This is a genomic window from Williamsia sp. Y844 (genome assembly GCF_056786475.1).
Map to the genome: position 1 here is coordinate 2,611,976 of NZ_JBXCJB010000001.1, position 21,943 is coordinate 2,633,918.

Annotated in this window: 20 protein-coding genes; 6 read left to right on the top strand and 14 right to left on the bottom strand. The window is 63.5% G+C overall.

Translation table 11 applies throughout. The annotated features are described in order from the left end of the window. Positions 1–7: 7 nt before the first annotated feature. Positions 8–769, bottom strand: a complete 762-nt coding sequence (locus AC1TQG_RS12045) for an SDR family NAD(P)-dependent oxidoreductase (RefSeq protein ID WP_482137133.1) — start codon at positions 767–769, stop codon at positions 8–10. Between the two features lie 70 nt (positions 770–839). On the opposite strand from AC1TQG_RS12045, the gene AC1TQG_RS12050 reads away from it, so the two are divergent. After that, complete coding sequence (locus tag AC1TQG_RS12050) at positions 840–1,613, top strand: SDR family NAD(P)-dependent oxidoreductase (protein WP_482137134.1); 774 nt, start codon at positions 840–842, stop codon at positions 1,611–1,613. Positions 1,614–1,790: 177 nt separating this feature from the next. Then, positions 1,791–3,164, top strand: coding sequence for an ABC transporter substrate-binding protein (locus AC1TQG_RS12055; protein WP_482137340.1), 1,374 nt, complete (start codon positions 1,791–1,793; stop codon positions 3,162–3,164). Positions 3,165–3,208: 44 nt separating this feature from the next. On the opposite strand, the gene AC1TQG_RS12060 is transcribed toward AC1TQG_RS12055, so the two are convergent. From AC1TQG_RS12060 to AC1TQG_RS12115, 12 genes are all read right to left on the bottom strand, one after another. After that, positions 3,209–4,072, bottom strand: a complete 864-nt coding sequence (locus tag AC1TQG_RS12060; protein WP_482137135.1) for an SDR family NAD(P)-dependent oxidoreductase — start codon at positions 4,070–4,072, stop codon at positions 3,209–3,211. Next, positions 4,069–4,974, bottom strand: a complete 906-nt coding sequence (locus AC1TQG_RS12065) for an LLM class F420-dependent oxidoreductase (protein WP_482137136.1) — start codon at positions 4,972–4,974, stop codon at positions 4,069–4,071. The genes AC1TQG_RS12060 and AC1TQG_RS12065 overlap by 4 nt, the downstream gene beginning before the upstream one ends. 45 nt (positions 4,975–5,019) lie before the next feature. Next, positions 5,020–6,561 carry an acyl-CoA synthetase gene (locus AC1TQG_RS12070; protein ID WP_482137341.1) on the bottom strand — a complete coding sequence of 514 codons (1,542 nt, stop codon included), beginning with the start codon at positions 6,559–6,561 and terminating at the stop codon, positions 5,020–5,022. 28 nt (positions 6,562–6,589) lie between these two features. Further along, the gene (locus AC1TQG_RS12075) at positions 6,590–7,396 is read right to left on the bottom strand and encodes an NAD(P)-dependent oxidoreductase (RefSeq protein WP_482137342.1); all 807 of its coding nucleotides are present in this window, start codon (positions 7,394–7,396) and stop codon (positions 6,590–6,592) included. Continuing rightward, complete coding sequence (locus AC1TQG_RS12080; protein WP_482137137.1) at positions 7,396–8,223, bottom strand: NAD(P)-dependent oxidoreductase; 828 nt, start codon at positions 8,221–8,223, stop codon at positions 7,396–7,398. Before AC1TQG_RS12080 ends, AC1TQG_RS12075 begins: the two co-directional genes overlap by 1 nt. A gap of 25 nt (positions 8,224–8,248) precedes the next feature. Beyond that, positions 8,249–9,160: an alpha/beta fold hydrolase gene (locus tag AC1TQG_RS12085; RefSeq protein ID WP_482137138.1), complete on the bottom strand. Its 912-nt coding sequence runs from the start codon at positions 9,158–9,160 to the stop codon at positions 8,249–8,251. Continuing rightward, positions 9,157–10,824, bottom strand: coding sequence for a thiolase C-terminal domain-containing protein (locus AC1TQG_RS12090; protein ID WP_482137139.1), 1,668 nt, complete (start codon positions 10,822–10,824; stop codon positions 9,157–9,159). Before AC1TQG_RS12090 ends, AC1TQG_RS12085 begins: the two co-directional genes overlap by 4 nt. 124 nt (positions 10,825–10,948) lie before the next feature. Beyond that, positions 10,949–12,313: a cytochrome P450 gene (locus AC1TQG_RS12095; protein ID WP_482137140.1), complete on the bottom strand. Its 1,365-nt coding sequence runs from the start codon at positions 12,311–12,313 to the stop codon at positions 10,949–10,951. Between the two features lie 54 nt (positions 12,314–12,367). Beyond that, positions 12,368–12,562 carry a ferredoxin gene (locus AC1TQG_RS12100; protein WP_482137141.1) on the bottom strand — a complete coding sequence of 65 codons (195 nt, stop codon included), beginning with the start codon at positions 12,560–12,562 and terminating at the stop codon, positions 12,368–12,370. 50 nt (positions 12,563–12,612) lie between these two features. Further along, positions 12,613–13,473, bottom strand: a complete 861-nt coding sequence (locus AC1TQG_RS12105; protein ID WP_482137142.1) for a mycofactocin-coupled SDR family oxidoreductase — start codon at positions 13,471–13,473, stop codon at positions 12,613–12,615. A gap of 90 nt (positions 13,474–13,563) precedes the next feature. Further along, entirely contained in the window at positions 13,564–14,268 is a 705-nt protein-coding gene (locus tag AC1TQG_RS12110) for an SDR family NAD(P)-dependent oxidoreductase (RefSeq protein ID WP_482137343.1), read from the bottom strand. After that, positions 14,265–15,071 (bottom strand): TauD/TfdA dioxygenase family protein, encoded by an 807-nt coding sequence (locus AC1TQG_RS12115; protein WP_482137143.1) that lies wholly within the window; start codon positions 15,069–15,071, stop codon positions 14,265–14,267. Before AC1TQG_RS12115 ends, AC1TQG_RS12110 begins: the two co-directional genes overlap by 4 nt. Before the next feature lie 219 nt (positions 15,072–15,290). On the opposite strand from AC1TQG_RS12115, the gene AC1TQG_RS12120 reads away from it, so the two are divergent. The 4 genes from AC1TQG_RS12120 to AC1TQG_RS12135 are packed head-to-tail and all read left to right on the top strand — an operon-like array spanning position 15,291 to position 20,364. Next, entirely contained in the window at positions 15,291–16,793 is a 1,503-nt protein-coding gene (locus tag AC1TQG_RS12120) for an aldehyde dehydrogenase family protein (RefSeq protein ID WP_482137144.1), read from the top strand. After that, entirely contained in the window at positions 16,790–17,995 is a 1,206-nt protein-coding gene (locus tag AC1TQG_RS12125; protein WP_482137145.1) for a CaiB/BaiF CoA transferase family protein, read from the top strand. Before AC1TQG_RS12120 ends, AC1TQG_RS12125 begins: the two co-directional genes overlap by 4 nt. Before the next feature lie 18 nt (positions 17,996–18,013). Continuing rightward, complete coding sequence (locus tag AC1TQG_RS12130; RefSeq protein WP_482137146.1) at positions 18,014–19,201, top strand: Zn-ribbon domain-containing OB-fold protein; 1,188 nt, start codon at positions 18,014–18,016, stop codon at positions 19,199–19,201. Beyond that, the gene (locus AC1TQG_RS12135) at positions 19,198–20,364 is read left to right on the top strand and encodes a thiolase C-terminal domain-containing protein (protein WP_482137147.1); all 1,167 of its coding nucleotides are present in this window, start codon (positions 19,198–19,200) and stop codon (positions 20,362–20,364) included. Before AC1TQG_RS12130 ends, AC1TQG_RS12135 begins: the two co-directional genes overlap by 4 nt. Before the next feature lie 115 nt (positions 20,365–20,479). Here the strand turns inward: AC1TQG_RS12135 and AC1TQG_RS12140 are convergent, their stop codons facing one another. Then, positions 20,480–21,673 (bottom strand): HNH endonuclease signature motif containing protein, encoded by a 1,194-nt coding sequence (locus tag AC1TQG_RS12140; RefSeq protein WP_482137344.1) that lies wholly within the window; start codon positions 21,671–21,673, stop codon positions 20,480–20,482. Between the last annotated feature and the right edge of the window lie 270 nt (positions 21,674–21,943).

The window sequence follows — 21,943 nt, forward strand, 5'->3', positions numbered from 1 at the left end:
GCGTTGGTCAGCGGAGGAACGTGCCGCCGTCGATGTTGACGACCTGGCCGTTGATCCAGGAACCCTCCTCGGACATCAGGTAGGCGATCATGCTCGAGATGTCGCGGGCTTCACCGAGTCTGGGACTGCGGGTTCCGCGGAGCATGCCCTGCAGCATCTTCGGATCGGCGCCCTGTTTGATCTCATCGGTCAGGATAAGACCGGGTGTGATCGCGTTGGCCCGGACACCGTCCTTGCCCCAGCCCGAAGCCACGTGGCGGGCAAGGGCATTGATGCCGGCCTTGGTTGCGGCGTAGGCGGGACGTTGGGGTTCTCCGGCGAACGATGCGACCGACGACGTGTAGACGAGCGATCCCCCGCCGCGTTTGAGGAGTTCAGGGATGCTGTGCCGGCTGACCAGCATGTGTCCACGGAGGTTGACGGCGATGGTGCGATCCCAGATCTCGAGGTCGATGTCCACAACGTTGGTGTCCTTGGAGACCGCGGCCATGTCTCCGGCATTGACGTGTACGGCGTCGAGTCCGCCGAAGGTGGCGACCGCAAACGCGATGAGCCCTTTCACCGAATCGTCGTCGGCGATGTCGAACTGCGCGGCAACCGCCTGGCCGCCAGCGGCGTTGATCGCGGCGGCGGTTGTGTCGGCACCTTCTGAGTTGAGGTCACCGACAACAACTTTCGCGCCCTCTCTGGCCAGCCGCTGTGCCGAGTCCGCTCCGAGTCCGGTGGCGGCCCCGGCTACCACGACGACCTTGTCCTGCAGTCCCTGCATCAGCTGGCTCCCTTATGAAATATTGATGTGAGAATCACGATCTAAGTAATCAGAATGCTATTCTCGTTGAATGAATGCAACCCCTGCGCCCGGAGCCGAACTCGCTGATCTGTTCTCGTTGGAGGGCAAAGTCGCCCTCGTGACAGGTGGAAGTCGCGGCCTGGGCCGCGAAATGGTGTTGGCCTTCGCCAGGGCCGGAGCCGACGTGGTCATCGCCAGTCGCAAGTTGCCCGCATGTGAGGAAGTGGCAAGGGACGTGGAGGCGCTGGGCCGAAAGGCATTGCCGGTGAGTGCTCACGTGGGCAAGTGGGAAGACGTCGACGCACTGGTGGAGACGGCGTACGCGCACTTCGGCAAGATCGACATCTTGGTCAACAACGCCGGTTTGTCGCCGGTGGCTCCGTCGTCGGAGGAGACGAGCGAGGAGCTCTTCGACAAGGTTGTTGCTGTGAACTTCAAGGGGCCGTTCCGACTTGGTTCATTGGTCGGCCGCCGGATGGCCGATGGCGACGGCGGATCGATCATCAACATCTCGTCGTCAGGCGCCCTCTTTCCGGCACCGAACTTCGGTCCTTACGCCGGGGCGAAGGCGGCGCTCAACACGTTGGCGGGCGTGTTCGGTCGCGAATACGGCCCAACTGTGCGGGTCAACACGATCTCGGCCGGACCGTTCCTGACAGATATCTCCAAAGGGTGGGGGGACGATGCGCGTACCGGTTTGCGCAGCGCGGCGGGGCGTCCGGGTGAAACGTCGGAGATCGTGACCACTGCGCTCTACCTGGCCAGCGCGGCGTCGAGCTTCACCACGTCGTCGTTGATCCGGGTCGATGGCGGGCTGTACTGACCTTTACGAGCTGCCCGGTCATCCTATAAAAGGGGCAGGTCAGCGACGCTGTTTTATCATTCCTCGTTAACCTTATAAGGATAAAGTTTCAAACTGCTCCGCTCCGGTGCTCCTCGGGGATAGGCTCCGCGCTACCGGGGGGTCACGATCGAGGAGGAACAGTTGAAACCGCATCGCATGCTCGTGGCCGTGTCGGCCGCCGCACTGCTTGTTGTTGCCGGATGTAGTAGCGACCGTGGAAGCGGCGACGGTGACGAGGGCGGAGGTGGTGGTGGAACCGCGTCTTCGGAAACCGTGTCGAGCGACTTCGGCTCCCTGACCGACGTCTGCGAGGACGGCTCGGCCACCGGATCGCCGACGCAGGGTGTCACCGACAGCGAAATCAAGGTCGGGGTGTTCTCCGATGTGGGCTTCACCAAGAATCCTGAGTTCGTCGACGCGGCAAAGGTGTTCACGTCCTGGTGCAACGACCTCGGTGGCATCAACGGTCGCACTCTGGTGGCGAACACCCGCGACTCGAAGCTGATGGAAACCCGTCAGCAGATGATCGCCGCCTGCCGCGAGGACTTCGCGCTCGTCGGTGGCGGCAGTGCGCTGGACGGGCTCGGGGTCAAGGAACGGCTGACCTGCGGGCTGCCCAGTTTCCCGGGCCAGACCGTACAGCCAACTGTGACCGGTTCGGAGTTGCAGGTCAGTGCTTCGCCCAGCCAGACCGTCGGCTACGACCCCTACTTCCAGTTCCGGACCTGGCTGATCAAAGATGCCTACCCGGATTCGGCCAATGCAATCGGAATCATCAACGGTGACTCGCCGTTGACCAAAGATATTGGCGCGCAGGCCATCGAATCCACCGAGGCTGCCGGTGGTACCTACGTCTACAACGACCTGTACCCCGCGATGGGTGTCTCGGACTGGACCCCGTACGCACAGTCGATCAAGAGCAAGAATGTCAAGGGACTCCAGTTCTACGGCGATTTCAAGCAGCTGGCCAAGCTCGAGAGTGTGTTGACCTCACTCGATTACAAGCTGGACTGGATCGATACGAACAACAACGCCTATGGACAGCAGTTCATCGAGCTGGCAGCTGATTCTCTGGACTTCCAGAACAACTACCTCGACATGGGTGGCGTGGCACCACTCGACAGTGACGAGCCGGCCATCACCCAGCTCAAGGCACTGTACGAGAAGTACGCCCCGGACGCGGAGATCACGTTGCCCGCCATCCGGGCAATGTCGGCATGGTTGCTGTTCGCGAAGTCCGCGGCCAGCTGTGGCGACGATTTGACACGTACCTGCGTATATAACGCCGCGAAGGCTGAAACCGCTTGGACCGGGGGCGGATTGACCGCACCGCAGAATCTGGCGCAGCCTGCTCCGCCGTCGCCCTGCTTCAACGTCGAACAGGCCACACCCGATGGCTGGGAGGCCGCAGATTTCAAGCCGGACAACGGTCTCTACCGCTGCGACATCCCCGCCTACAAGTACACGACCGACTACGGAACACCGATGACGCTGGCCGACGTCGGTAAGTCCATGGCCGACATCAAGTAGCGTACGAAAGCAAGCTGGGCGAACTCGGACTGATCACGGTGTGATCAGTCCGAGTTCGTCTGGTCCATGACCGAAGCCGGTGCATAGTTGGCCCAACCGTGGTCGGGCCAGTTGAACCATCCCGACGAGGCGAGGGTGCCACCGTCGGGGTGCAGAGTGGTTCCGGTGATGTACTCCGAGAGTCCGGAAGCCAGGAACACCACGCAGTTCGAGACATCGGTGACATGGCCGACCCGCCCCATCGGGATGGCGATCCGGGCGCCGATCGGGGTGGCCATCGCGGGTGTCCCGCCACCGCCCAGCCTGTCCAGGCTGGGTGTCGGCACAAAATCGGGGGCGATGTTGTTGACCCGGATCCGGTCCGGCGCAACCTCCACCGACAGAGTGCGAGCGAACTGCTCCACCGCGGCCTTGGCAGCCGAATACACCGCGAACCCGGGTGCCGCACGATGCGCTTCGATGGTGGTGATGTTGATGATGCTGCCGCCGCGACCGCCTGCCTGCATCCGGGGGATCGCCAACGAGCAGGCGTGGAACACGTGGTGAAGGTTGGTGCGCAGGAGTGCGTCCCAGCCTTTCGGTTTGCTTTCGGTGAAGGGACTCCGGAAGGTGCCGCCCACGATGTTCACCAGGGTGTCCAATTGTCCCCAGCGTTCATCCACAGCTGTGAACAAAGCGGCCAGCGTCTCGGGGTCGCGAGCATCACCGTGGTGCACGATTGCCTCGTGGCCACCGTCGGCGAGACTCTCACGCAACGCCTCGACGGCAGTGGGATCGATGTCGATGACGGCGATCCGAACACCGTTGGCGACGAGGTCGGCGGCGATACTCTCCCCGAGACCTCCGGCGCCGCCGGTGATCACGGCTACGGTTCCCTCGAGGCGGGCGCGTTCTTCGAACCAGGTCATGACAGGTATGTCGATCCGAAAGCGTCGAGGAACTCGCTTGTCTCGCTGTAGGACCCGGCCGGAGGGTGGGAGACAACGATCCAGGTGACACCGGCCTTCTCGAGCTCGGCAAAATTCTCGCGGTGACGGTCGGCGTCGACGGCGGGAGTTGTCAGTCCATCGGCCTGGTAGGAGTAGAGAACGTCGATCGGTTCGGTGCGCCCGGCGGCCGCGGCAGCCTCTCGCATCTCCGAGATCTTATCGCCCAGTTCCGAACTGGACCCCAGCGCCGGGGTGCGGGCGGTGGTGCTGAGTTCGGCTCCACCGGACATCGGCATCCAGCCCTGTGCCCGCTCTGCGACCCGGCGGCGGCTCAGTTTGGAGTTGCCGCCGACCCAGATCGGGATCGGGTTGGAGACCGGACGGGGCAGGGACCGCACATCACGCGCGTTGAAGTGCTTGCCCTGGTAGCTGAATGCCTCGCCACTCCAGTGCAGTGGCAGTACGTCCAGCGCCTCGTCGAACAACTCGTTGCGCTCGTTGATGTCGACACCGAGTGCAAAGAACTCGCTCTTCTGATAGCCGGTGCCCAGGCCCAGGATCAGTCGTCCGCCGGACAGCGTGTCCAGTGTCGACGCAGACTTGGCCAGCAACAGTGGATTCCGGTAGGGCGCGACAGCAAGATAGGTGAGGACCTTGATCCGCGTGGTGGCAGCGGCGACAAAGCTAAGTGCAACAAAGGGATCCACCGTCTGATGTCCGCCGGTGGCGAGCCACTTCGCTCCGGGGATCGGATGTTCACTCACCGAGAATCCGCTGAACCCGGCCTGTTCTACCGCTACCGCGACATCGGCCATCGGTCCGGCGGCAAAGAGATCGGCTTCGGGGCCGCTGGGTTCTGGATAGTGGAAGATGTAGCGCATCGGTCACCTCATGAACTTTTGTTGTGGACTAACTCGGGTCTTCGGTCAAAGGATGAGGCTGTTGTGCCCGTCCCAGTAGCGTTCGCGGAGCCGGCGTTTGTACAACTTGCCGTTCGGGTCACGCGGCAGTTCGTCGACGAAGTCGACGCTGCGCGGACACTTGTAGGTGGCGAGTTCTCGTTGGCAGTAGGCGATCAGGTCGGCCGCCAACTCGTCACCGGCAGCATCCGGATCAACCAACTGCACAACGGCCTTGACCGATTCACCCATTTCGTCATCGGGTACCCCGATGACGGCCGCGTCGGCGATCGCCGGATGGGAGGCGAGGATGTTCTCGGTTTCCTGCGGATAGATGTTCACTCCGCCGGAGATGATCATGTGGGCCTTGCGGTCGGTGAGGTAGAGATACCCGTCCTCGTCGAGGTAGCCCATGTCGCCGATCGTCCGCCAGCCGTGGGCGTTTGCCACAGACGCGGTCTTTTCCGGATCGTTGTGGTATTCGAATGGGCGGCCGCCTTCGAAGTACACAACACCGGACGCGCCGGCCGGAAGCTCGTTGCCGTGCTCGTCGACGATGTGGCACGGCTGCATCGGCCGGCCCACCGAACCCGGATGCGCCAGCCATTCGGCAGCCGTGATGGCCGTGGCCCCGACATCTTCGGTACCCGAGTAATACTCGGTGATGATCGGGCCCCACCAGTCGAGCATCTGACGTTTCACCGCGACCGGACACGGTGCGGCCGAATGCATGACGCTACGCAGACTCGTCAGGTCATACCGTTCCCGATCTGCTGCCGGCAGCCGGAGCATCCGGACGAACATGGTCGGTACGAACTGCGCGTCGGTGACACCGTACTGCTCGATCAGCTCCAGGCACCGGCGTGGATCGAAGGTCTCCATCACCACAACGGCGGCGCCTGCCCGATGCCAGGACATCGAAAAGACCAGTGGTGAACCGTGATAGAGCGGCGCCGGTGACAGGTACACGACATTCCCGCTCGAACTGCGGTCGATCATGCCCTTGGCGATGAGTACCGGCGCCGACGACGGGTCGCCGAAGGGGGTGCCGGGCAGTGGTTTCCGGACACCTTTCGGCCGTCCGGTGGTACCCGACGAGTACAGCATCTCGCGGCCCTCGCACTCGTTGTCGAGGGGCGTGCCCGCGGTGGCGGCCAAGACGTCGTCGTACGACTCGAAACCGTCGATCTGCCCCGCGCCACTGAACTTCGCACGAAGACGGGTCAGATCGAGGTCGGCGACCACCCCGGCGACAGACTCACTGGCAACAAGCGCCAGCGCGCCACAATCATCGAGGACGTATTGCACCTCGTCGGTGCGCAGGTGCCGGTTGATGGCGGTGTAGTAGAGCCCCGAACGCTGAGCCGCCCAGGTGATCTCGAGAAACGACCGAGTGTTCTCCATCAGGATCGCGATGTGATCACCCGGCTGCAGTCCCCGCTCGCGCAGGGCCCGGGCAAACCGGATCGACCGATCCTCGAGCTGGGCATAGGTGACAACCTCACCGCTGATGCCCATCACGATTGCCGGAGCTTCGGGCGTCAGTTCTGCGTGGTGGCTTGGTGTCATCTGCATACGAAGTCCTTACTCGGTCGGATCAGGGTTTGACGGCTCCGAACTGGTCGCCGATCACTTCGTCGATCAGTCCGAGCTGTCCACCGAGTTCGAGGGCGACGGCGCGGACAACGGTTACGTCTTTGCTGACGAACGCACCCACCGCTTCACTGAACGCGGAAACCGATCCGCGGGACGACACCCCGTCCAGCGCACGGCTGCTGGAGCTGCCGTGGGGGAGCGAACTGAGCAGGGTGGATTCGTCGACGCCGAGTTCGGCTGCGAGGCGAACTCCTTCGCGAAGCAATCCGATCTGCGCCGCGAACAATGCGTTGTTGACCAGCTTGACCCGCTGGCCGTTGCCGATGGCCCCCACATGCAGGGCCGGTTCGGCATAGGTCTGCAGGGCCGGACGGATGCGGTCGATGGCCTCGGAGTCGCCACCGAGGAAGACCGTGAGGCCACCGGCCGCGATGTTGTGTGGACCGCCACTGACCGGGGCGTCGACGACATGCACGCCAAAGGGTGTGGCGCGCTCCGTGATCAGCTCTGCAGTGACCGGGCTGCCGGTGGTGTGCAGAACCAGCACCGAGCCCGGCGGCATCGCGGCGATCAGCGGACCCTGGAGGCAGATTTCACGCACCTGGTCGTCGGTGAAGACGCAGACGATGACGATCTCGGCATCGAAGCCGACTTCGCTGATGTCGGTGACTGCCTCGGCACCCGCTTCGGTGACGTCATCACGGGCCTGGTCATTGCGGACGAGGGCACGCACCTGGTGGCCGCCGCCGACAAGACGCCGGACCATGGGCAAACCCATCCGGCCGGTGCCGACAAATCCGATACGCATCATGACTCCGCTCGTGGGTGGTTCATCTGGACCAGGGTGGCATCGGCCGCGGTCAGGACTGCGCCGATCGTGGTGTCGGCCGCGTCGGCAAGGCTGGCGACCAGTCCGACGTCCTTACGGAGCAGGTCGCCGGCATGATGTGCGATGCGGTCGACGGAGCCGCCACTGTCGGCGATACGACTCAGGGCAAAGCTGTTCGAGGTTCCGTGACCGAGGACCTCGCCCAACCGGACCGGGTCGACGCCGAGTGCCTTGCCGAGCGCGAGCGTGCTGGAAGCGGTGGCGAGGTTGGCGGTGAACAGCAGGTTGTTCAGGAGCTTGGCGACTTCACCGGCACCGATTTCGCCCAGGTGCACAACAGGATTGGCGTAGGTTTCGAAGACCGGGCGGACCCGCGCGACGACGTCGTCCTCGCCGCCGACCATCAGAAGCAACGTACCGGCGGCCGCGCCCATTCCGCCGCCGCTGACCGGTGCATCGACGAACGAGATGCCCTGCTCGGCGGCCTTCGCGGCCAGTTCACGGCAGGTGTCCGGGTGCACTGTCGAGTGCACGGCGATCACACCGCCTGCGGCCATCCCGCGCAGGATGCCTTGTTCGCCGTCGACAACCTCGCGGACGTCGGCGTCGTTGACCACACACACGCAGGCGAGGTCGCTGGCCGCACCGAGTTCGGCAGGAGTCCCCGCGAACTTCGCTGCGGTGTCACCGTACGGCTCGAGCGACTCCGGCCGCCGGGCCCACAGCGTCGTCTCGTAACCGGCCTCCACGATCCGGCGGGCCATCGGCCCGCCCTGGCTGCCAAGGCCGATGAATCCGACTCGCATCGATACTCCTTCTACTTGAAAGTGACTAGTATTTGGGACGTTTCGCGTCGTCGAAGCACTCTTCGACAAACGACAAGATGTTCAGGTGGTAGGCCCTCGCGGTGTACCCCAGACTCAGGTTGTGGCCGCCGTCGAACTGTTGTTCAACCACGACCCGGGGGGAGTTGCTGAACAGCGCGCCGATGTCGTGCAACGCGTCGGGATCCTGGCGCCACACGTTCTCGAACTCGCCGGCGGTGAAGTGCACGGGGACCTTGACCTGTGAGGCCTTGTCCGGGAACGTGATCGTCGGCCAATCCCGGACCACCTCGTACTCATACTTGGGGCCTGCCGCCGAAATCGCGGCGCCACCGGATAGTTCTGCCGGATAGAGACGCGCGGGGTTCCAGAGCAGTTCGCGTACTCCGGCACCGTCGGGCTTTTTGTCACCGTTGTGTCGGGGCACCAGAACCCTGGCGGCCTGGGGCTGATGCTCGAGACCGGTTCCGGAGACCTCGAGACCCAGGAGGTCTCCTCGTGGGTTGGCGGCAGCCATGCGGACACCCAGCTCGGATCCCACCGAATGGGCCAAGATGAAGGTGCCGGCTCCGCGCGGGCGGGTACCGAGATGCGCCTCTATCGCCGCGTAAGCCCAGTCGACACGTTGCTCCGCGGTGGTGAACCGGCCGCCGAAATCGTACGAGGCCTGGTAACCCGGACGATCCAGTGCCAGAACGGTATAGCCGTTCGCGGCCCCGGCCCGAAGTAGTGAATGGCGCGGAAACCCGGGGCAGTCGTAGTAGGCCGCCTTGGACGCGCCACCGTGTAGCGCGACGATGACACCACGCGGATCAGGCGCAGCCAGGAGCAAGCCAGACGAGGGGATGCCGTCGACGTCGACGATCTGCGCGACCGGCACGTCGCCGCATGCGGTGGGCGTCATCTCTGCGGCGGTCACTGGGCCGACCTCAAGAGCATCACGCCGCCGGGTGTCAGGCCACCACTGCTGGCGATCGCGGTCTTGGCACCGGGCACCTGGCGAGCTCCACCCTCGCCGCGAAGCTGGGTGATCGCCTCGGCGATCAGGCCCATACCGTGCGTCCGTCCGTGTGAGAGCTGACCGCCGTGTGTATTGACGGCGACTTCGCCGCCGATGGCGATGTTCTTTCCGCCGTCGAGGAAGTCCTTCGCCTCGCCGATCTCGCAGAAGCCCAGTGCTTCCAGCCATGACAGGCAGTTGAAGCTGAAGCCGTCGTACAGCTGAGCGGTATCGATATCTTTGGGCCGCAACGAGGTTCGCGACCACATGTGGGCCGACGGGCCCAGGACCTGTGGTTCGTGCGTCAACGTGCTCTGGTCCCATTCGATCCGCTCGAGGATCTGAGTGCCCACCGCCTCGACGTATACCGGGGGCTTCGCCAGGTCGGCCGCGGCGTCTTTGGCCGAAACGATGACGGCGATCGACGCATCACAGGGCACGTCACAGTCGTAGAGACCGAACGGCGTGGTGATGGTGCGGGCCGACAGGTAGTCGTCCATGGTCATCGGGTCGCGGTAGATGGCGGTGGGATTGAGTGCGGCGTTCTTTCGCTGGTTCAGGGCGATCCAACCGAGCGTCTCGCGCGTGGTGCCGTACCGGTGCATGTGGCGCTGCGCATTCATCGCCAGCGTGTGCGAGGCGGACATGGCGCCGAACGGCATGATGTAGCCGTTCACCCGGCCCCCGCCGGAGTGAGAGAGCTTGCCCTGCTTCATCAATTCGCTGTAGGTGGACTCCCACAAGGTCCGGTAACACAACACGTGGGTGGCGAGTCCGCTGGCAACAGCCATCATCGCGGCGATGACCGATCCACCGGGACCAAAGGTCTCGATGCCGCCGTTGTACCAGGTCGGATGGATACCGAGGGCCGCCTCAACGGCCATCACCCCGCCGCCTTCACCGAACCCGCCGACGTTACCGGAACCCGGATAGCTGGCGATACCGTCGATGTCGGCCATTGTCAGACCGGCATCTGCGACCGCGCGTTCGCAGGCGGTGATGGTCAGGTCCAGCGGTGAAATCATCAGGCGCCGGCCGATCTCGGACATTCCGACGCCGGTGAGAGCGACCTTGTCCTCGAACTTTTCAGTGGTGGCCATCGGACGGACGTGCTTGTGGAAGTCTTCGGGTTCGATTTCGTCGCGTGGGGCCGCGGCGGGCTGCGCGGCCTGCTCGGCGGCGGGCCGGAACAGCGGGAACCAGACATCCTCGCGGTTTTCGAAGACAACTTCCATGCGCATACCGAGTTCGAGATCGGCGGGGTCGCATTCAACTGTGTTGGTGGTCAGTCGAATGCGGGAGTCTTCTTCGAGTGCGACCTGGGCGATCACGAACGGTGTCGGCATGCCGGGTAGCGGGAATCGTTCGTTGACGGTGAAACCGATGAGCGTGGCGTAGCCCGAGACAACCCGGGGCGCGAGCTCCCGCCCGCGGCAATAGCGGCAGACCGGCTGTGGTGGATGGATCAGCGACGAGCAGCTCTGACATTCCTGAATACGTAATGTGCCATCGGAGCCCGAAGTCCAGAAGAACTCGTTCTCGCTGGTGAGTGACGGCAGGGGACGTCCTGTCGTTTCGGCCACTGTGCCTCCTTGTTGGAACTAAAACAGTGACCGCCACGCCTTCATCAGCGTGGCGGCCCCTGTTCGGTTCTTTGTTCTACGCTGTCAGATCGTTTGTCCTGCCCCGACTATCCGGCTGACTGGGCTATCCGGCTGACTGGGCGCGCGCTTTCGCGATGACCGCAGGCTCTGCCAAGCGGGTGTCGTCGATCAGCTTCTGCAACCGGACGAGGGTGGCGTCGAAGCCGTCGCCGATCGGCTTGCCCGGGGTGAAGTCCGCAGGCAGATGACGCATGCCCTGGATGACACCGATGGTGTCGTAGTGCACGGTCGCCTCCGGATCACACTTGTAGTCCGGCATCCGGTCGAGAACGGCGAGCAGCATCCGCTTGAAAACGGTCCGGGCGACATTGGAGCCGGCGCAGCGATGCAGGCCGAGTCCAAAGCTGTAGTGCCGGTTGGCACCACGGTCGAGAATGACCTCGTTGGGATCCTCGAACACCTCGGGATCGCGGTTGGCCATCGCCCAGGACAGCCACAACCGGTCGCCCTCCTTGAATTCCTTACCCTCGATCTCGATGTCCGCGGCGACGGTACGTCCGTCACCGGGGGCCGGGGTGTAGTAGCGCAGGAATTCCTCGGTGGCGGAGTCGAGTAGTTCATCCCGATTCTCGCTGAGTGTCGTACGCGCATTGGGATTCTCCGACAGCCATTCGAGCGCATGCGCAGTCAGGGCAGTCGTGGTGTCGAAGCCGCCGCCGATGAGCAGACCGAGGTTGCCGAAGATCTCCATGTCCGGCAACGGCTCACCGTCGAGGCGCGCCTCGGCCAGGGCGTTGATCAGTCCTGGACGTGGATTCGCCTTGATCTCAGCAAGGTTGGTGAACAGGTCGATGCCCATGGTCTTGTGCATCTCGTTGACCCGCGCGATATCCGGGGAGTCCGGCGGGGTGTAGACGGCGGCATGCACCGGCTCGTTGTACAGCGTCCACTTCTCCAGCGGGATGCCCATCATGCCCAGCGTCAGGACGGCGGGCACGATGTTGGCGAGCTCATCGACGAAGTCGATACGCCCCGACTCGATCTTCTCGTCGAGGCAGGCGTGCACGACATCGTCGATGAACGGGATCCATGCCTTGACCGCAGCCGGTGACAGGTACGGGTTCAGGACTGCGCGGTAGTTCTTGTGATCGGGGTCGTCCATCTCGAGGATGCCGCCGCGAAGACCGTTGGCACGGTCCGGGGTCGGGATCGAGATGCCCTTGTAGCCGTTCCCGGTGCCGTTGACGTCGTGGTCGGTGGACACCACTGGGCAGCGGGCCAGCTCGAAGACCTCTTTGTTACCCGCGGCAACCCAGTGGCCGCCGTAGGTGTCACTCCATGCAATCGGACACTCCGACTGCATCTTCTCGGTGACGGCCTCGAATTGATCGCGATAGCCGGGGGAATGTCTTTCGAATTGGAAGCGGGGCGTTTTACGTTCGTCTTGGGTGACGTCCTCAACGGTCATGGGCGCCGTCCTTTCGGGTGTGCGGGGCAGTCGAATACCAGGGGAGTGGGTGTACTACTCGGTGATGCTGATTGCTCGTTCCGGGCACGATGCGAATGCCTCGCGGACACTCTTTTCGTGCTCCGCCGGTACATCTTCGGTGATCGCCGACGCATGTCCGTCGATGTCGTTCAACTCGAACGATTCGGGAGCGATCATCGCGCAAAGCGTGTGTCCCTGGCACTTGTCTGAATCGACCTGCACCTTCACGTGTTCTCCTCGAGGGTTGTTGTAAAGCGGGCTGGGGCTGGGGGTTTCGATCAGAAGTGGACGCCGTACCACTTCAGGTAGCCGCCGCCGTCGACACGTTGCTGGGTGCCGGTGACGTAGCGGGATTCGTCCGAAGCCAGGAACAGGACCATGTTGCTGATGTCGAGCGGCTCGACGAACGGGATCCGCATCGCCTGCTGTACGCCGAACGCGGGCTCTGCGTCTTCACGCTTCGGATTCTCGAGGTCCGGACGGAAGGAACGGTACATCGGTTCGCTCTGCAGCATGTCCGTATTGCAGTTCGTCGGATGGATAACGTTGGCGCGGATGCCTTCCGGGGCGATGTGCAGCGCGAGATTGTGGATGAACTCGGTCAGTGCGCGCTTGGAGTAGACGTAGGCGACGCCACCGGGATCCTTGCCGGGGACGTCGACCTTGCTGGTGTCCATCAGCGCCGCGGTGGAGCCGGTGGCGATGATCGAGGCACCCTCTTTGAGGTGGGGCAGGGCGGCGGTCACAGCGTTGATGGTGCCGACCAGGTTGGTGTTGATGACGTCGGTGAAGCACTGCCACCGGGGCTCGCCCTTCATGCCGGCGATACCGGCCTGTGCGACAACGATGTCGAGCCTGCCGAGTTCGGCAACACCCTGATCGACCGCGGCTTTCATCTGCGCTGCATCGCGCACATCGGCCTGCACGGTCACGATGCGCCGGTCGTGCTTCTCGACCAGCCTGGCGGTTTCTGCCAGGTCTTCGGGTGTTGCCATCGGGTACCCGATGGTCTCGAAGTCTGTGCAGATGTCAACGGCGATGATGTCGGCGCCCTCTTCGGCGAGACGGACAGCGTGACTGCGCCCCTGCCCTCGTGCCGCTCCCGTGATGAACGCGACTTTGCCCTCTACACGACCCATGATGACTGCCCTCTCAATTTTCTTCTGCTGCTGGAACCATCGACAACGGCGAGTGACGCCGGTGCTTTCTACTTATGTGTTGCGACCGTCCTACGTGTTTCGCCCGCCATTGACGCCCAGGATCTGACCGGTGATGTAGCTGGCGTCCTCGGAGATCAGGAATGCGCAGGCGGCGGCGATGTCCTCGGGCCGTCCGACCCGGCGTACCGGAGTGCGCAGGATGTGATCTTCGACGGTGCCGCCGAGACGCTTCTGGCCTTCGGCACTCCGCAGGAGCGGGGTGTCGACAAAGCCCGGCGGTACCGCGTTCACGGTGATGCCGACCTGGCCCAGTTCGAGGGCCAGTGACTTGGTCAGTCCGTTGACTGCAGACTTCGACGAGACATACGCGGCCATATACGGCTGGCCCGAATGTGCGCTGGACGACGAGATGTTGACGATCCGGCCCCACTTGGCTTTCAGCATGTCCGGCAACGCGGCCTGGATGCAGTGGAAGGTGCCGTGGAGGTTGACCTCGTGGATCTTCTTCCACTCATCGAAGTCGAGATCGACGAAGCGGCCGAAACTGTCGATGCCTGCGGCGTTGACCAGCACGGTGACCGGACCGAAGGTGTCGCGAACTTCCGCCAGCGCGGCGTCGATCTGCTCACGGCTGGTGATATCGACGGTGTAGGTGTTCTTTTCTTCGCTCGGTGTCCGATCGAAGGAGGCGACGTTGTAGCCGTCGGCGACCAGCCGCTCGACTACGGCGTGACCGATCCCCGAGCTACCGCCGGTGACAACTGCAGTCTTCACGCCCATGGTTCAGTTCCGCCCATCGTGGTTCGGTGCATCTCGCGTTCAGAGCTGGGGTCGTAAGGCAGTGCGCGGTGCAGCATTCCGGTGTTGTCCCAGATCACCACGTCGCCGACCTGCCATTCGTGGCTGTACGAGAAGCGGTCCTGTGTGGTCCAGGTCAGCAGCTCGTCGAGCAGCTCGCGGCTCTCCTGCGGGTCCATTCCGAGGATGTACTCCGCGGTGGCGCCGATGACCAGCGACTTACGGCCGTCCTTGCGGTCCCAGACCAGTGACGTGTCGTGCGTGGGTTGTGTCCGCCAGCCGGCGAGCACTTCGGGGCTGGGGTCCGGGTCGACCAGCCGCTGGGCGGCTTCGAAGCTGTGGTGCACGCGTAGACCCTCGAGGCGTTTTTTCTCTGCCTCGGGGAGTGCATCGTATGCGGCGTACGTATTGGAGAAGGCAGTGCCGCCGCCGACCATCGCCACATGCTTGCAGGTGAGCATCGTGGCCTTGGAGGGGATGTCGTTGCAGGTGTCGTCGATGTGCCAGAAGAGAGTGCCCTTGAGGTACTCGGCCGAGCGGGACTTCTCGGGGTTGAGTGAGACGACGAAGACCTCTTTGCCTCCCGGCGCTTGCACCGGTCCGAGCTTGCGGCTGAACGTGACCTGGTCCTCATCGCTCAGGTCCAGTCCGCGGATCAAAAGGACACCTCGCCACTTGAGTGCCTCGAGGCACCGGGCGGTCACGATGGGGTCATTCAGGTCGTCTACGCCGTGAACCTGAACGCCGAGGGCGGGGCCGAGGGCTGTTGTCTCAATCACAAGAATCTCCCTTTCTATTTGTGAGAACGATACTCTCGAAATGTAGCAGTCGGCAAGAGTTTGATGCGTTTGGGCTGCGGCTATTGTCCGTTTGCCCGGCCCTGGATGGGGCTACCTCGGGGTAGGCGTTGGCTGGAAATGTTGCTACAGTCCGTTTAAGGCGAATGTGGCGTTGGTCATATTTGAGAATGAAGTTTTCACAGATTTTGAGGAGGCGCAATGCCAGCCCAGGAAGCAGTGGCGACCGATGGAGGACTCGACGTGAAAGGTGGCGGAGTCCGCAAACGTCTGCTCATCGGCGGAGAGTTGGTGGCGATGGACAAGGAGTTCCCCTCGCTGAACCCGGCCACCGAAGAGGTTTACGGCTACGCCCCGGATGCGGGTGTCGACGAGGCGAATGCGGCCATTGCCGCCGCGCGCCAGGCATTCGATCACACCGACTGGTCCACCAACACCGAATTCCGCATCAAGTGCCTCGATCAGCTGCACCAGGCGATGCTCGACAACCTCGAGGACCTTCGTGAGCTCACCATGGCCGAAGTTGGTGCCACCCGGATCCTGACGCACGGTAACCAGCTCGAAGCGCCGATCGGCATCGTCAAGTACTACGCGGATCTGCTCCGTACCTACCCGCTCACCGAAGACCTCGGCGAGGTCGAGCTGAACGGCAAGCGCCACCGTCGTTGGGTGGAGAAGGAAGCAGCCGGCGTGGTCTCGGCCATCGCCGCCTACAACTACCCGACTCAGCTCGCGCTCGCGAAGCTGGCTCCGTCGCTTGCCGCCGGTTGCACTGTGATCCTGAAGGGCGCACCCGACACCCCGCTGCTCACCCTGGCGCTCGGCGAACTGATCGCCAACCACACCGACATCCCGGCCGGTGTGGTCAATGTGCTCTCGTCCACCGATATCGCCGTCGGTCAGGTCATGACCACGCACCCCGACGTCGACGTCGTGACGTTCACCGGCTCCACCCCTGTCGGCCGCCAGATCATGTCCGCCGCAGGCGACACCCTCAAGAAGGTGTTCCTGGAGCTCGGTGGCAAGTCGGCCCTGATCGTTCTCGAGGATGCCGACCTGCAGACCGCTGCCCAGTTCGCGGCGTTCAGCATCTGTTCGCATGCCGGTCAGGGCTGTGCGCTGACCACCCGCCTGCTGGTGCCGCGTCACAAGCAGGACGAGATCGTCGCGGCGGTTGCAGCGATGATGGGGCACATTTCCTACGGCGACCCGACCAACCCGAAGATCTACATGGGTCCGCTGATCAGCGAACGTCAGCGTGACAAGGTCGACGGCATGGTGAAGCGGGCCGTCGAAGCCGGCGCGACACTGGCCTTCGGTGGCGAGCCCGTGAGCCCGGGCTACTTCTACAAGCCCACACTGCTGGCCAATGTCGACCCGTCCAGCGAGATCGCCCAGGACGAGGTCTTCGGACCGGTCCTCGCCGTGATCCCGTTCGACGACGAAGAGCATGCCGTGCGTATCGCCAACGACTCGCAGTTCGGTCTGTCCGGTGGCGTCCTGAGCGCCGACGAGGATCGGGCAATCGCGATCGGTCGCCGGATCCGGACCGGCACGTTCAGTATCAACGGTGGCAACTACTTCACACCGGACGTCCCGTTCGGCGGCTACAAGCAGTCGGGGCTCGGCCGTGAGATGAGTGCCGCCGGATTCGAAGAGTTCCTCGAGACCAAGGCGTTTGCGGCTCCGGTGGTGAGTGCATGAAGCCACTAGAGGGCATTCGCGTCCTCGAGGTCGCCATGTACGGCTTCGTCCCGTCCGCCGGTGCGGTTCTTTCGGACTGGGGCGCCGAGGTGATCAAGATCGAGCACGCCGTGACGGGCGATCCGCAACGCGGACTGCGCCAGACCGGCACGATGGTCGTCGTGGGCGACCCCAACCCGAACATCGAGCATGCCAACCGTGGCAAGCGGAGTCTGGGCCTGGACATGTCCAAGCCTGAGGGCAAGGAAGTCCTGACCGAATTGGTCAAGAAGGCGGACGTCTTCCTGACCAGTTTCCTGCCCGACCACCGTGCCAAGTTCGGGATCGACGTCGACGACATTCGGGCGATCAACCCGAAGATCATCTACGCCCGCGGCAGCGCTCTGGGTCCGCGTGGCCAGGAGTCCGATCGGGGCGGCTACGACATGACCGCCTTCTGGTGCCGTGCCGGTACGGCCGCAACCATCACTCCTCCTGGGACCCAAGGCATGATCGCGCCTCCGGGACCGGCCTACGGCGACACGATCTCCGGGACCAACCTGGCCGGTGGCGTCGCCGCCGCGTTGCTCAAACGTGAGCGGACCGGTGAACCGTCGGTGGTGGATGTGTCGCTCTTGGGCAGTGGCCTGTGGGCGATGGGACACGGCATCGCATTGTCAGCTCATCTGAAGGAGCCGATGGTCGCACCGGTTCCCGGCGTGCACGGTTCGCCGGTGAATCCGCTGACCGGTGTGTACGAGACGGCCGATGGTCGGTACATCTCGTTCATCATGATGCAGCCGGCGAAATTCTGGGCGGATGTCTGCAGGCATATCGAGCGGCCGGAACTCATCGACGATCCGCGATTCGCCACGGGCAAGGACATCTCTGCCAATACCGACGCCGCGGTGGCGATCCTGCGTGAGGCGATCAAGGGCCGCACGCTGGAGGACTGGACCGTCCGCTTCGGGACACTGGCAGGCCCGTGGGCGCCGGTGCAGGATTCGCTCCAGGTGTCGTCCGACGCGCAGGTCCGGGCCAATGACTACCTCGTCCAGGCCGGTGAGATCGAATTGGTCTCCACGCCGGTGCAATTCGATGTAGCCGCAACGGAAACCACTGCGGCCCCGGAGTTCGCCGCCCACACCGATGAGATCCTCCAGGAAATCGGACTCGACTGGGACCGCATCATCGAACTGAAGACCGCCGGCGCGGTCACCTAGGTAAATCGGGAGATCAACATGCCTTACATCGCCTCTATCGGAACGTACCTGCCGCCGTGGGGTACCTCGGAACATCGCATCGCCGGTGACGATGAGGATGCCATCACGATGGCGGTGGAGGCGGGTCGGGCAGCACTGTCGAAAGGGGGTGCGGTCGACTCGGTTGTTCTTGTCACCCGTGACCTCCCTTTGCTCGAAAGCAGCAATGCTGCAGTGCTTCTCGCCGGGCTTGATCTCGACCCCGAGCTAGAGGTGACCGAGCGTCTCGGTGGCGCGCCGGCAACGCTTGATGCGTTGAGTTCGGCGCGCCAGCGGACGCTGGTCATCGGTGTGGATCTCGATCCGGCCGGAGCGGCCGCCGCTCTGACCTCCGATTGCGGTCTGCACGTACGCACGTCGGCCCGGGTGGCGCGCAGCCTCCCGGTCCGCACGCGCAATTCCACCGGTGTGGTCCATGACTACGGTGACCCGCGGTTGCTGCACGATCGCGGCCTGGTTGCCTCGCTGGCAGCGGCATGGCTGGATCATCCGACAGCCGTTGCCGGCGTTGACCACAAGCACGCAACCGAACTGAGCCCCGAGTTCTCGGCACACCTGCCGACAGTGGGGGCCAGTTCAGGTCTGTTCGCCCTGGCGGCGATGGCCGAGTCGGAGACGACCGGTCCTTTGGCAGCCATTGAACAGGCGAGCCTTTCCGGGATAACAGTTGCTGCCGGGTCGGTGGCGCTTCACCGGCGTGAGCCGACTGCCCGGCCCAAGATCGAGACAACGTACATCCCCGGAAACGAGATCCCGATCTCGCTGGCGGCGTATGAACGGGCATTCGAGGCGAAAGTGCGTTGGGAGGCAGGCCGACACGCTGGTTCCGACCAGCTCGACTTCCCGCCGCGCTACCAGGTCTCCGACGACTCTGTTTTGCAGACCGAATACGAACACGTACCGCTGCCGCGGACCGGGACCGTTTACACCGGTGTCACGGTGTACGTGCCGGTGCCGGGTCTGAAGACTCCGTATTCGCTGGTGATCGTCGAGCTCGAAGATGTGAATGTGCGAGCACTGGTGAAGGTGACCGGTGCCGATCCCGGTTCTGTGGGTATCGGTGATCGCGGGCGGTTGGCTCTCCGTCGGGTGGCCATGCGGTCGGGAGTTCCCGACTACGGCTACGCATTTGAGCCCGAACTTGTTGTGGAAGGAGCAGCGGTATGAGGAAGGTTGCAGTTGTCGGCGCGGGTATGACCCCGTTCGCCGAACACTTCGCTCACGGAATCAAGGATCTGCTGCCGATGGCCTATGCCGAGGCGGCGGCCAGTGTTGACAAGGGCATCAACAAGAATGACCTGCAGGCCGCCTGGTTCGGTGCGATGGGTACCACCGACGGCTTCCCGTCGGGCATCCTCGCCGATTCCCTCGGCCTGCCCGACATTCCGGTCACGCGCATCGAGAACTCGTGTGCCACCGGCAATGACGCGGTCCGTAATGCGTTGTACGGCATCGCCTCCGGCGCGTTCGACGTCGCGCTCGTCATGGGTGCCGACAAGCTCCGCGAGACGGCCTCCAAGGACATGCTCTGGGAGTGGGAGGCGACGTCGCGGGACATGGCCTGGGACTACCCGCTCGGTCTGGTCGCACCTGCAGGATTCGCCCTGCACGTGAGCCGCTACCTCTACGAGTCGCCGGCGACCCGTGAACACATGGCGATGGTCGCGGTGAAGAACCACCGCCAGGGTGTGAACAATCCGAAGGCGCGCTTGCGATTCGAGATCACCATGGAGCAGGCACTCGAGGCCCCGACTGTGGTGACACCGTTTGGTCTCTACGACTGCGCGCCTCAGAGTGACGGCGCTGCCGCGCTGATCCTGGTCTCCGAAGACGTCGTCGACCGCTACACCGATCGGCCCGTGTGGGTCCGTGGTGTCGGTCTCGGGCTGGATTCGGTGATGCACCAGCACAAGAAAGATATGACCACGTTCCCGGCCACGGTTCGTGCGGCCAAGCAGGCGTTCTCCATGGCCGGGATGACACCGGCCGACGTCGATGTCGCCGAACTGCATGACTTCTTCACCGGCGTCGAGATCATGAGCTACGAGGACCTGGGCTTCGCTGACCGGTTCGAGGGCTACAAGCTGCTCGAGGCCGGCGACACCTCCGTCGGTGGTTCGATGCCGGTGAATCCCAGCGGAGGCCTGAAATCGAAGGGGCATCCGCCGGGCGCGACCGGTGTCGCGCAGTGTGTCGAGTTGTTCGACCAGCTGCGCGGCAACGCCATCAACCAGGTGGACGGTGCCAAGGTCGGCCTGGCACACAACCTCGGTGGACCCACCGCCGTTGCCGCCGTGACGATCCTCGAGGGACCGGACTCGTCCCGCTAGGTTCGGCCACCACGCTGTGAAGTTTTCAAAGAGCTTGCAGGGCAGAGCTATCTGCGCTACTTGGGGTACGTGGAATGTGCCGTCATGAGGTCTGGCGGTTCCGGGCCTGGTCGTTCTAGGCGGCGATGGATTCGGTGGTCAGGGTGCGGCGGGCATGCGATCTCAGCGGTGTCTTGCTCGCATCGTCGGGTGAAACAAACCAGGGGTGTCCGTCGCGACCGATGAAGACTGTCCACCTGCGGTGGTGGATGTATCGGTGGTGGCGTCGGCACAGCAGGACCATGTTGGTCAGGCTGGTGGTTCCGTCGTTGCGCCAGAAGTCGATGTGGTGGGCATCGGTGTAGCCGGCAGGACAGCCGCAGCCTGGGAATGCGCAGCCGCGGTCTCGGGCGATCAGTGCTTTGCGGATCGCCGGGGTCACGGTGCGGTGCTCGCGTCCGACATCGAGTGGTACGGAGTTGTTGTCGAGCAGGATTTTCGTGATGACTGAATCGCAGGCGAGCATCTGCGCGGTGGGTGCTGAGGCCGGTCCGGTCCATTCGAATGCAGGCGCTATCGCCGGTGGTGTGGCGTTGCCGAGTCCGCGCAGCTGTAGTGCTTGGAGGTATTCGGCTGTCACTGTCACCGTCACGTGCGGTTTCACGCCGCCGCTGGAGGGCCGGTTTTCCTGTCCGAGATAGAAGTCCAATAGTCGTTCCAGGGCATCGGCCCGGATTTGGGCGTTGTTACGTGGGTCTGGTGACCCATCTGGTTCGGGTACTGGTGTGGATAGTGGTTTCAACGCGACGGCAAGTTTCTCGCCCACGAGGTTGTCCAGGTCGAACACTCCGTGCGTGCGGCCGTCGTCGCCGGTTGCGAATGAGAACTCATTCAAGTCGTGATTCTCGGCATCGGGTATCTCTTTGTCCGGTGGTGACAACACGATCGCCATGTGCCGTGCTCGCTCCGATACCGCGGCGGGTGTCGCCATCAGCGCTTCGGTCAGGAGTCCGCGCACACAATCGGTACGATCAACGTCGGGTAGATCAGGGTTTCGCCGTTCAATGTGGTTCAGCCCCTTCACGATAGAGTCGACATGCTCACCCGACAGTGTTCCGTCCACACCATAGGACGCCACCGACGGAATGTTGTTCAGTGCCTTACCTACCCGCACGTATCTGTGCGCGACCGCCGGCGCCATCCCGGCCTGTTGTAACAGCCTTGCGGTGGAACCATCACCCGATTTCTGCGCTATCCCACGCCGATCAAGTTCACCGACCAGCCGAAAAAGTATCTGTTCCACAACATGATTGAGTCGAATAACCGCCACCGTGCGTGATGAAATCTCAGCATCATCACCGGCGACCAAAGCCGCATCCCCTGCCGGATCAGACAACCTGGCGAACATTCCCCGAAGTCCATAGCTCAACAATACGGCCCCAACCCAGTTCGCACAAGCTTTCGAACAGGTCAATTTGGTTGCACTGCAATATCTTTCGCGATCCTCAGGTTCACGACCGGTCAGTCTATCGAAGTGGTCTGACAAGGAGTGGTATCCCTGGTCGGCGCCCTATGGTGGCGAATTCGGTGCAGTCGTAGG

Excerpts from the sequence above, each read along its gene's own strand:
- AC1TQG_RS12105 (WP_482137142.1), bottom strand. The coding sequence starts at position 13,473 with ATGGGTCGTGTAGAGGGCAAAGTCGCGTTCATCACGGGAGCGGCACGA.
- AC1TQG_RS12135 (WP_482137147.1), top strand. The coding sequence starts at position 19,198 with ATGAGGAAGGTTGCAGTTGTCGGCGCGGGTATGACCCCGTTCGCCGAA.
- AC1TQG_RS12055 (WP_482137340.1), top strand. The coding sequence starts at position 1,791 with ATGCTCGTGGCCGTGTCGGCCGCCGCACTGCTTGTTGTTGCCGGATGT.
- AC1TQG_RS12080 (WP_482137137.1), bottom strand. The coding sequence starts at position 8,223 with ATGCGAGTCGGATTCATCGGCCTTGGCAGCCAGGGCGGGCCGATGGCC.
- AC1TQG_RS12095 (WP_482137140.1), bottom strand. The coding sequence starts at position 12,313 with ATGACCGTTGAGGACGTCACCCAAGACGAACGTAAAACGCCCCGCTTC.
- AC1TQG_RS12065 (WP_482137136.1), bottom strand. The coding sequence starts at position 4,974 with ATGCGCTACATCTTCCACTATCCAGAACCCAGCGGCCCCGAAGCCGAT.
- AC1TQG_RS12045 (WP_482137133.1), bottom strand. The coding sequence starts at position 769 with ATGCAGGGACTGCAGGACAAGGTCGTCGTGGTAGCCGGGGCCGCCACC.
- AC1TQG_RS12120 (WP_482137144.1), top strand. The coding sequence starts at position 15,291 with ATGCCAGCCCAGGAAGCAGTGGCGACCGATGGAGGACTCGACGTGAAA.
- AC1TQG_RS12130 (WP_482137146.1), top strand. The coding sequence starts at position 18,014 with ATGCCTTACATCGCCTCTATCGGAACGTACCTGCCGCCGTGGGGTACC.
- AC1TQG_RS12050 (WP_482137134.1), top strand. The coding sequence starts at position 840 with ATGAATGCAACCCCTGCGCCCGGAGCCGAACTCGCTGATCTGTTCTCG.
- AC1TQG_RS12070 (WP_482137341.1), bottom strand. The coding sequence starts at position 6,561 with ATGACACCAAGCCACCACGCAGAACTGACGCCCGAAGCTCCGGCAATC.
- AC1TQG_RS12060 (WP_482137135.1), bottom strand. The coding sequence starts at position 4,072 with ATGACCTGGTTCGAAGAACGCGCCCGCCTCGAGGGAACCGTAGCCGTG.
- AC1TQG_RS12075 (WP_482137342.1), bottom strand. The coding sequence starts at position 7,396 with ATGCGTATCGGATTTGTCGGCACCGGCCGGATGGGTTTGCCCATGGTC.
- AC1TQG_RS12125 (WP_482137145.1), top strand. The coding sequence starts at position 16,790 with ATGAAGCCACTAGAGGGCATTCGCGTCCTCGAGGTCGCCATGTACGGC.